This is a genomic window from Candidatus Magnetominusculus dajiuhuensis (assembly GCF_046044395.1).
GTDB classification, from domain to species: domain Bacteria; phylum Nitrospirota; class Thermodesulfovibrionia; order Thermodesulfovibrionales; family Magnetobacteriaceae; genus Magnetominusculus; species Magnetominusculus dajiuhuensis.
The window spans coordinates 59,975-69,910 of record NZ_JBJUSG010000003.1; the positions used below are offsets into that span (position 1 = coordinate 59,975).

Below are 9,936 nucleotides of genomic sequence, written 5' to 3' on the forward strand. Positions count from 1 at the left end.
ACGTGGCGAGATTTACGGGTGAAGGGGGGTTACCCCCCTTCGTCTTTAATCCTTATGCTGTGTCTATTTACAGTTAATTCCCATGCTGTAACATATCACCTCTATCAATTTCTCTATTTCTATAGGCTTTATGATAGTGGCGCATACCTTGCAGTCCTTCGAGTGCTCATCGTCGGCAAAGGATTTTGTCATAATAATCGGCTGGTCTTTGTTTATCTCTAAAACCTTTTTTACCAGAGCAACTCCGTCCATCACCGGCATCACATTATCCGTTATAACTATGTCGGGTTCATATTTTACGTATAATTCCAAACCCTCCCTGCCGTTTTGTGCCATGTATATTTCGCCAAAGCGCCTCCTCAATGTTGCACTCATAACATTCCTGATTGCCCCATCATCGTCTATGAACAGGACACTTAATCGTTTTAGTGCTTCTCTATTTTGTATCATTTCATTTTAAAATCCGGCTAAACATATAACTCTATAGTAAAGACAGAGCCGCCGTCTTTAACCCTCGCGTATATTTTACCGCCCAAACTCTCCTCTACGATTACTTTAGACATATAAAGCCCTATCCCCGTGCCTTTGTCAGCCTTGGTCGTAAAATATTGCCCGAATATCTTATCAATTATATCTTCAGGTATCCCGCCGCCGTTGTCGCTTATCTCTAATCTCAGGGTTCGGTTGTCTTTATAGCAGTCAACCTCAATCATGCCCTCCGCCGTTAACAATCCCTTCTCTCTGCTTTGAACAATAGCGTCTTTTGCGTTACCTATTATATTTAGTAAAACATGCGCCAGTTGGTTTTTATATGTCGTAATTACTGTGGCTTCGCATGGCATTACCTCGGAATAGTTCAGAAATGTCCTATTATGTACATGACACGAGATACTGTAGGCAATTGAGTTGGTTATTAACTGAGATGAAAGCAACGCAAACACTTCCGCGCAAATCCCGAGTAAATCGAATGTCTCCTTTTCTTTCGACGGTTGAAAAAAGTTCTTGAATAAGTCTATCGTTGTTGACATAAAATCGATTTGATTCATTGCGGTATTTACGGTATTGTTGATATAACCGGCGTCGAGTTCTCCATGTTCATACGCGTCTTTAAAGTCTTGAACTATAAGGCTGAGACCATTTAAAGGCTGTCTCCATTGGTGGGCTATTGCCGCTATCATCTCACCCATGGCGGCCATCTTTGACTGTTGTATGAGGAGCTGTTCTTTGCGCCTTATCTCTTCCGCTTTGTCCCTAACCAGTCCTTCAAGGTTAGCATTCAGCTCGCTGAGTATATTGGTCTTTGTTTTTAGTTCGTCTTCCATAATTTTTCGGGCAGTGATGTCGTACATCGAGGCCACCATGCCAGTTGTTGCACCTTCGGCGTCGACTAAGTGGGAAATCAATATGTTGACATTGACCCGTTCGTTATTTTTCCTTCTAAAAATAACCTCAAAGCCCTCGGGCGGGGCTTTCCCCTCAATAGTGGCCCTCAGAGCGGACTCAATGTTGTTAATATCCTCTGGCGACCAAAAGATATGGGGAGGCAAGTACCCGATCAGTTCCTTCTCCTCGTAACCAACCATTTTACAAAATGCAGGGTTGGCGTATAGCTGCCTTCCTTCTAAATCCACTGCGGCAATGCCAGCCGGTACACAGTTCTCTATTGCTTTTCGAAATGAGTATTCCTCCAAGATAAGTTTTTCCAGTTCTATGCGCTCCCTGATATCCCTGTGTATCCCCAGTACGACCTTCTTATCACCGTATTCTATTACCCTGGTATTTACGTCAACGGGGATAAGAGAGCCGTCTCTGCCTTTTATCTGTAAGTTTAAGACCATCCCAAAACCTTTTGTTATCACGTCCTGAAAGGTTTTTTTAGCCCTTTCTAACTCTCCCTCTGGTACAGTGTCTTCGTGAGACATACCAATAAGCTCGTCTTTGGGTATTCCCAGCAATTCCTCCGCCTTTTTGTTTGCGTCTATAATAACTCCATCAAGGTCGGCGATAAAGACAGCGTCTCCGGCGTAGTCCAACAGGCTTCTATATTTCTCCTCCGACTCCTTCAGCGCCTCGGCTGCCATGTGTTCGGCCGTAACATCCCTTACAACCTCTAAACATGAAACTATTGTCCCTTCCATGTCCCTTATGGGGTGTGCCGTATTATTATAAAATCTGATTTCTCCGCCGGGCATTAACACTTTTCTTGTCGAAGTATGCGGCTTCCCGTCTTTGAATGATATCTCAACGGGACATCTCTCGCACACACTATCGTTACCTTCAAAAGTACGGTAACATTTCTTCCCCTCATTGTCGCCAAATATAGATTTAAGTTGTTCACCCTGATAAATAACGTTATATTCCAAATCCATAATGCTTATAGCATCCTCAATCGCATCTACTATGGCCTTGAATTTATTTCTCTCTAAAGCCAGCGACTCTTCCATGAGTTTTCGTTCGGTGATATCCAAAACGATGCCAACATAGACGTCTAACCCCCGCTTTTTGTCGGGAAATCCCTTGCTCCAAACCCACCGGATAGACCCGTCGGGACGAATAATCCGATAGTCATGGCTAAATGGCAATCCTTCCTTCATAACTTCCATATCGGCCATAAAACGCCCTTTATCTTCAGGGTGAACCGCATCAATGAAGGAACGAGGGTTGACATAGAGACTCTCGCATGTGCGTCCCCAAATGGTCTCATAAGCAGGGCTGATATATAACATCTGCGTAACCTCAGCGTCGGCAATCCAAAAGATCTCTGAGATATTTTCGGTGACAAGCCCGATTAGTCTTAAATGTTCGTCTATTTCAGCCTGAAGTTCTGTGGTTCGTTTCCCTAAGAGTTCATCTATTTGTTCTTTGCGCCTTGTTAGTTCTTCTTTTTCCTGATTGCGTAAAAAGATATTTGCAATCGTGTCTGCGGCTATTTGTATGTGTTTTCTGGATGAGTTCAACACATATTCCGGTCTGGGCGTGTATTGCTTAGATAGTTTAAGTAATTTGTCCATGGATACCTTAAACTTATCGGCTATTTCCTCGATTTTCTTCTCATCGGTAGGCGGGTTTGAAACGCTGGCATTATTTGACCCTATTACTATGCCATCGGCAATAATTGGAGCGGCGTATATAACACACCCCCCGGAACATTCCCTTTCAAAAGGCCTTTTTTCAGTTATGCTCTTAAGGCTTGTTGCCCAGCAGTCCTCATGGCATATCCACTTGCCGGATTTCATCGCCTCATCGTCTGAGACATCACCGCACAGTCCCCTTGACGCCCGATTAAGAAAATCACACCACCCGGATGCGAAGATACTTACCGCATAGTCTCCATTTACCTCATAAATCGCGGCAGACGACTCTAAATACTCCAAATAGGAGTCCTGAATGTCCCTTAACTGTCCTTCCCCTATTACCTGCCTTAGGCTGGTGTCCCCTCCATTTGCCATTTATACTCACACCTCCCTACAACCCTATTTTAGCATAATTCCCATTTTAATTTCCCCCATAATATTTGTCCCCAAGCATCAGTCAACAAAAACATGTTGAAAAAATTGTATTATTTTGTTATCATGGTAGGCAGACATGTGGCATAACCAAAAGCCCGGGGCCATTCACCACGGTAATTCACGCGATGTCAACGGGGAGGAATGCGGCGTTGAGTATCTGGAGGGTCTCGGGCAGTGATAAAATAATAATACTTGACCGATTGCTGCATTTTGGGCTATTATGCCTGCAGGTAACGCCGTAAATAATTTTGTTAACTATGGGGCAGATGAAACCAGCGGCAATTTCAATATTTAGTGGATGTGGAGGTTCAGACTTGGGGCTTGTTGCCGCGGGTTTTGAGGTACTTATGGCTAACGACATATCAAAATATGCTTGTATGGTTTATAAAGAAAATATACCGGACATAGAGATGGTATGTGGCGATATAAGAGAGATGAACACTTTTCCAAAGGCGGATTTGCTGTCAGGCTGCTATCCATGCCAAGGGTATAGCCAGGGGGGTGCGAGGGATATTAAGAGGGAAATTAACTCCCTTTATATGGAATTCCACAGGGTGCTAACAATAGTAAAACCAAAGGCGTTTATAGTTGAAAATGTTTCTGGCATGTTACGGTCAAACTATAAGGAAAACTTAGACAATCAACTTTCTTGTTTTAAAACAGCCGGATATAGAATTGTAGGCCCGACAATTTTAAATTCATATGATTATGGGGTGGCCCAGACAAGAAAGAGAATATTTATTGCCGGTGTGAGAAATGATATTGATGTTAATTATGAGTTTCCAAGTCCAACACACGGTGCTGGCAAACTTCCACACATAAACCAGCAGGACGTGTTGAAGGATTTGCCCGAATGGCCGGAAGGCGAATTTTATGACCTTAGTTTCCACTGGTACTATTTGTCGCGCAACAGGAGAAGGGAGTGGGACAAGCCCAGTGCAACAATTCTAAGCAACGCGCGCCATATGCCATTGCATCCATTAAGCCCTCCATTGGTTAAGCATGGCCATGACAGGTGGCAATTTGCAGACGATAGACCGGCCAGAAGATTCTCATATCGGGAAGCGGCTCTTTTACAAGGCTTTCCGAGAGATTTTAAGTTTCCCGAAGAAGGCAGCCTTATGCAAAGGTACAAGGCTGTCGGCAATGCAGTGCCTCCGCCGCTTTTTAAAGCAATTGCACAAAGCTTAAAAGGGATTATGTGATTTAGTATGGCATGTAAGAATATTGAAATGATTAGTTACAAGAACTTGCTACTGGATAATGAAAAAAATCCACGGCTGCCCAAAAAACTTGAAGGGGCATCTATTGAGAAAATTATTGAATATATGGTTCGTGATGCCAATGTTATCAACCTTATTGAATCTATTGGTGAGAAAGATTTTTTTCAAGGAGAACCGCTACTGGCCGTAGAGGCAAAAGAACAAGAAAATTGTTATACTGTTGTTGAAGGCAACAGAAGATTAACCGCAGTTATGATTTTACATGATCCTGCCCAGTCGCCAATATTCAAGGATGCGCTATCAAAAGCTGTTCGAGATGCAGTTTATAAACCTGAAGAACTACCTGTAGTTGTTTATAATGAGAGAAGTGACATACTTGACTATTTAGGATATAGGCATATAACAGGGACAAAAGCATGGGATCCTTTGGCTAAAGCCAAATATCTTAAACAACTATATGAAAAATCAGGGAAAGGAACTCCTACTGATAAATGCAGGGAATTGGCTAGAATTATTGGTAGCAAAAGTAATTATGTTGAAAAACTATTAAGAGCATTGAAAATATATGAAATTATACAAGACGAAGGATTTTATGACATACGAGGCTTGGAAGATGAGTTGCATTTTTCATTCATTACAACAGCATTAGGATTTGAAGATATTGTATCATTTCTGGAAATGGACGAAAGTATTGATTTATTAAATATAGCTGACGGTTTTGTTAATAAAGAACGATTAAAAGAATTAACAGAATGGATGTTTAAGAAAGAAAATAATATAACAAGAATTATAGAGTCGAGGAATATCTCTAAACTTGCAAAAGTAGTGGCGGATGATAATGCATTAGCTGAATTTAGAAAAGGTACTCCATTAGATGATGCTTATTGGTTAACAAATGGCCCTGAGCGTTTGGTTGAAACCGCTATTGAAGAGGCTGATTATAAGATAGATTTAGCGTATAGGTACTCAAAAAATGTTAAGAAACTTGGCGATATGTATATTAGTAAACTTGATAACATTATGAATGCGGCAGAAAAATTGAGAAATTATTTCACTATATGAATGATCACTTATTGAATTATATGCCTCCTGATGGCAGGGAAATATACATCATGGTCGATTATGTAGAGTTTTTGTGTTTAATTAATAAAGAAATATCTCTGGATAGTGTGATTGGCTATATATATAAAAATCCTGAAAATGAGTCTGAGATATATACAGGCAATAAGGAGCACCCAGATGCTAATCTCTATGAAGGTGAGATGAAAGATAGAGAAAGAAACAATGCTACGCAGTGGTTTGAACATACAAAGATACGAAAAAATTATTTTGGGCAGGTTTATCCTTTTGACTTTAAAGATGAGCTACTTTCGTTAAATGAAAGCCTTGATGAGAGTAATATACTCTATATTTTTTTGTTATTATGTGCTAATTTAAGGAATCTTAATAAAAAGAAGCGTTATAATTATACAGATAATTTTGAACTTCTGTCCTTGGATGCTTTAAAAATATACTTGCCGGGATTCAATGTTGAACACTTTGGAAAATCATCCGTAAGTAAGGATTTTCCATCAAAGCTGTCTGACGCGATTCTTGACTTAGCAATAAAAATTTGTGAACAACCCTTAGAGAAAAATATTTTAGAAATAAAACCAAATGATACAGGAGATTTTGGACTTGATATTGTTGCGTGGAGAAGGCCTGCTGAAAAGGATAGAGCTCCGGGTGGATTGATCTGTTTCGTCCAATGCACTTGTAGTAGTAGCAAATGGGTTGAAAAGCAACATGATTCACACCCTGATAAGTGGAGAAGCTGTTTTGATTTTGTCCATTTTCCTGCAAATATAATGTTCATTCCGTTTTGCTATAGGAATTCTGACGACAAATGGGTTGAGCGTCGCCACGTAAGAAGCATCCTAATGGACAGGTTTCGTATTTGCCTTTTGTTTAATAATTCCAATTTACAAAATGCTGCATTTTTCCCATACATCGATAAAATAGTAAACGATTTCATATCTAACAACGCTTGATTCTTCTACATGGACCATCTTCCTCCCCATAAAAGAAGGCAGTTAATGCAAAAAATAAAATCTAAAGATACTATTCCTGAATTAAAAATAAGAAAATTAGTGTATTCGATGGGATATAGGTATAGGCTTCATCTTAAATCAATTCCAGGAACTCCTGATTTAGTATTTTTATCAAAGAAGAAAGCCATATTCGTCAACGGATGTTTTTGGCACCAGCACGTTGGTTGTAAGGATAGCCATATTCCAAAATCAAATACTGGTTATTGGAAACCCAAATTAGAAAAAACTATAAAAAGAGATATTAAATACCATGAAACACTTTTTTTAAATGGATGGGACACTTTAGTTATTTGGGATTGCCAGATGGCTAACGAGGATTTGTTAAAGAATAGGATTAAGAATTTTTTAGATAGCTCGTCCAATTATCTTAAAGTGCGATGATACGATAAAAACATCTTGAAAAAATTGTATTATTTTGTTATCATGTAAGCGGACATCTGCATGATGAAGGGATCTACTATATCGTTCCACAGACAGAAGTTGTGCCGCTCGGTTGTATCAATTTGTGCATTGGTTTCTTTGTTTGCCGCCGTGGGGGTGGCCGCCGAAGAGACTCCAGACGGGCAGGCCTCACCGCAAGGCGCGGTGCTTACTATCGCTGAAGGGCTTGCCATTGCCACAACTGAAAGCCGTGTCATGAAGATTGCCGGTGAGAACATAAATATCTCCCAAAAAGAATCAGATGTCGCCATGTCTATACTCCTGCCGTCTATAAATGCCGAGGTGTCAGAGGGCATTCTCTCCCACAAGCCAACGGCAATCTTTGGAAGTATGCAGGTGCCGATGGCCAACAGGGATTCTTTTTCCTACGGGGTAAACCTTAAACAGACACTTTTCAACTTCGGCGCTAATACCTCAAGCTATAAGGCATCTTTGGAGGCCCTTGAGGCCACTAAGGTTGACTATGAACGAATCAGAAATCTCACCTCACTTGAGTTCATTGTGGGATGCTATGAAGTCCTTGAGTACGATAAGTTTATTGAGGTATCCCAAATGGAAATCGAGAGGCTTGATGTCCATCTTAAAGTCGCACTTGAGCTTTTTAAAGAAGGCGTGATAATGAAAAACGACCTCCTTCAGGCAGAGGTCAGGCTCTCAGACGCGAGGCAGCGCCTCTTGTCTGTAAAGAATCTCCGCATGGTCTCGGCCTCAAAGCTGAACAATGTACTGATGAGGCCGCCGATGGCTGAGCTACGAATAGCCGAGCCTGCACAGGAGGAAAAGACGATAGCCGAAGTCGGGCAGTTTTTGGAAATGGCTGAAAGACAAAGGCCCGAGATAAGTATTATTGACCATGAACTTCAGGCGTTGACACTTCAGCAGAGGGTGAAAATGTCAGAGTTCTTTCCGACGTTTTACGCACAGGGCGGGTATAACTACACGCAAAACGACTACCAGGTCTACGAAGGCAACTGGTCTGTTATGCTTGGCGCGAAGTTAAATATCTTTAGCGGCGGTGCCACTAAGGCCGAATTGTCAAAGCTGCGATATAAGAAAGAAAAACTCATGCAAGAAAGAAAAAAACTCATAGACGACATCAAACTCGAAATAGAGCGATATTACCTAATCGGCAACAGCGCCGTGGAAAAACTCCTCGTAATGAAAGACTCTGTTACACAGGCGGAGGAGAATTTAAGGATTAACAGGACGCGTTACGAACAGGGACAGGGTACCGCCATAGACGTTATTGACGCAATCACGCTCCTGACCAAGACTCAGACAAACTACTACAGCGCACTCTATGAGCGTAAGCGCGCCTACGCCGGACTGCTTTACTCAAGCGGCTCAGACCTAAAGGAACAGTTTAAGTAACACAGAATATATTAATGTATTTACGGAGAAATAATAAATGGAAGAAACTCTGAACAGTAGCTCATCAAAGAAAAAGAAGATTGCCATAACGGCCTTTGTCATCATCATCGCCATCGGGGCGTTTATCGCGGTCTCATATCTGCGGTACATGGCCGTGCATATATCAACAGACGACGCCTTTGTCGAGGGTTCGATTTACACCGTGTCGTCAAAGCTGCCGGGTACGGTAGTGGCCGTCTATGTAAAGGACAACCAGCTTGTTAAAGAGGGGGAGCTTCTTGCTGAACTTGACCCCTCAGATGTTGCCGTAAAGCTGAAAGAGGCGGAGGCCGCCCTAAGCGCCGAAACATCAAAGTTCAGCGAGGCCGGCTCAAGACTTGAGGCAGCCGCAAGGGCGCTAAACGAATACCATGCCAGAACAGCCGCCGCCTCGGCAAACGTCGAGCTTGCCGAGGCAAACCTCACACAGGCGGGCATGGATATTAAACGTGCCGAAAACCTCTTTAAACAGGATGCCATATCGAAAGAGAAATACGAAAAGACCCAGACGAACTATAACGTCCTGTCAGCGGCAAAAAAATCTGCCAGAGAGCAGTTAAAGCAAGCGGCTCTTTCAGTCGTTACCCAGCAGTCTGTCATAAGACAGGCCGAGGCCATGAAGGTATCGCAGGCGTCGTCAATAAAGCAAAAAGAGGCGCTCGTGGAGGCGGCTAAACTGAATCTGGGGTATACAAAGATATATTCGGCCGCCTCTGGCAATATAAACAAAAAAAGCGTAGAGGTTGGCAACCGCATACAGGCAGGCCAGCCGCTTATGGCCGTCATAGCCCTTGACGACATTTGGGTTGTGGCAAATTATAAAGAGACGCAGCTCTCTAAGATTAGACCAGGACAGCGTGTGGAAATCAAAGTTGACGCCTATCCCGGAAAGATTTTTAAAGGAAAAGTGGACAGCATCATGTCCGGCACAGGGGCGGTGTTTTCCCTGTTCCCCCCCGAAAACGCCAGCGGCCACTATGTAAAGGTCGTTCAACGCGTGCCAGTTAAAATCCTACTCGACAATGACACCGAAAAGGTAAACGTATTGAGGGTAGGGATGTCAGTTGTGCCTACCATATTCATAGACTAATAGCCTGAACGATGGGCTTATCGCCCTCGCGATGTCGGCGTTTACAAGGTAAGTTTGTTCTGACAGATAAAACGAGTTTTCATTGGAAGTTGCAATGATTTCCAGACCGCTCTTTCTTTGTAAGCGTCAAGAAAACCCCATCTTTACAGGGGAAGTAGCAGGTGTCATAATGG

8 protein-coding genes are annotated in these 9,936 nt (G+C 42.3%); 6 read left to right on the plus strand and 2 right to left on the minus strand.

The features are described 5' to 3' along the window. Nucleotides 1-63: 63 nt before the first annotated feature. Both AB7D94_RS00990 and AB7D94_RS00995 read right to left on the minus strand, forming a co-directional pair. Nucleotides 64-450, minus strand: coding sequence for a response regulator (locus tag AB7D94_RS00990; protein ID WP_420263776.1), 387 nt, complete (start codon nt 448-450; stop codon nt 64-66). A gap of 17 nt (nt 451-467) precedes the next feature. Beyond that, nucleotides 468-3,449 carry a PAS domain S-box protein gene (locus tag AB7D94_RS00995; RefSeq protein WP_420263777.1) on the minus strand — a complete coding sequence of 994 codons (2,982 nt, stop codon included), beginning with the start codon at nt 3,447-3,449 and terminating at the stop codon, nt 468-470. A 326-nt stretch (nt 3,450-3,775) separates the two neighbouring features. Between AB7D94_RS00995 and AB7D94_RS01000 the strand changes: the two genes are divergently transcribed. Genes AB7D94_RS01000 through AB7D94_RS01025 form a run of 6 tightly spaced genes read left to right on the plus strand, consistent with a single transcriptional unit; the run spans nt 3,776 to nt 9,763 of the window. Continuing rightward, the gene (locus AB7D94_RS01000; protein ID WP_420263778.1) at nt 3,776-4,714 is read left to right on the plus strand and encodes a DNA cytosine methyltransferase; all 939 of its coding nucleotides are present in this window, start codon (nt 3,776-3,778) and stop codon (nt 4,712-4,714) included. 6 nt (nt 4,715-4,720) lie between these two features. After that, on the plus strand, nt 4,721-5,794 hold the full coding sequence (locus tag AB7D94_RS01005; protein WP_420263779.1) for a hypothetical protein: 1,074 nt from the start codon (nt 4,721-4,723) through the stop codon (nt 5,792-5,794). Next, nucleotides 5,791-6,762: a hypothetical protein gene (locus AB7D94_RS01010; protein WP_420263780.1), complete on the plus strand. Its 972-nt coding sequence runs from the start codon at nt 5,791-5,793 to the stop codon at nt 6,760-6,762. The genes AB7D94_RS01005 and AB7D94_RS01010 overlap by 4 nt, the downstream gene beginning before the upstream one ends. 9 nt (nt 6,763-6,771) lie before the next feature. Continuing rightward, complete coding sequence (locus AB7D94_RS01015) at nt 6,772-7,203, plus strand: very short patch repair endonuclease (protein ID WP_420263781.1); 432 nt, start codon at nt 6,772-6,774, stop codon at nt 7,201-7,203. A 60-nt stretch (nt 7,204-7,263) separates the two neighbouring features. Then, nucleotides 7,264-8,634, plus strand: a complete 1,371-nt coding sequence (locus AB7D94_RS01020; protein ID WP_420263782.1) for a TolC family protein — start codon at nt 7,264-7,266, stop codon at nt 8,632-8,634. Nucleotides 8,635-8,671: 37 nt separating this feature from the next. Then, nucleotides 8,672-9,763 carry an HlyD family secretion protein gene (locus tag AB7D94_RS01025; RefSeq protein ID WP_420263783.1) on the plus strand — a complete coding sequence of 364 codons (1,092 nt, stop codon included), beginning with the start codon at nt 8,672-8,674 and terminating at the stop codon, nt 9,761-9,763. Nucleotides 9,764-9,936 lie beyond the last annotated feature (173 nt).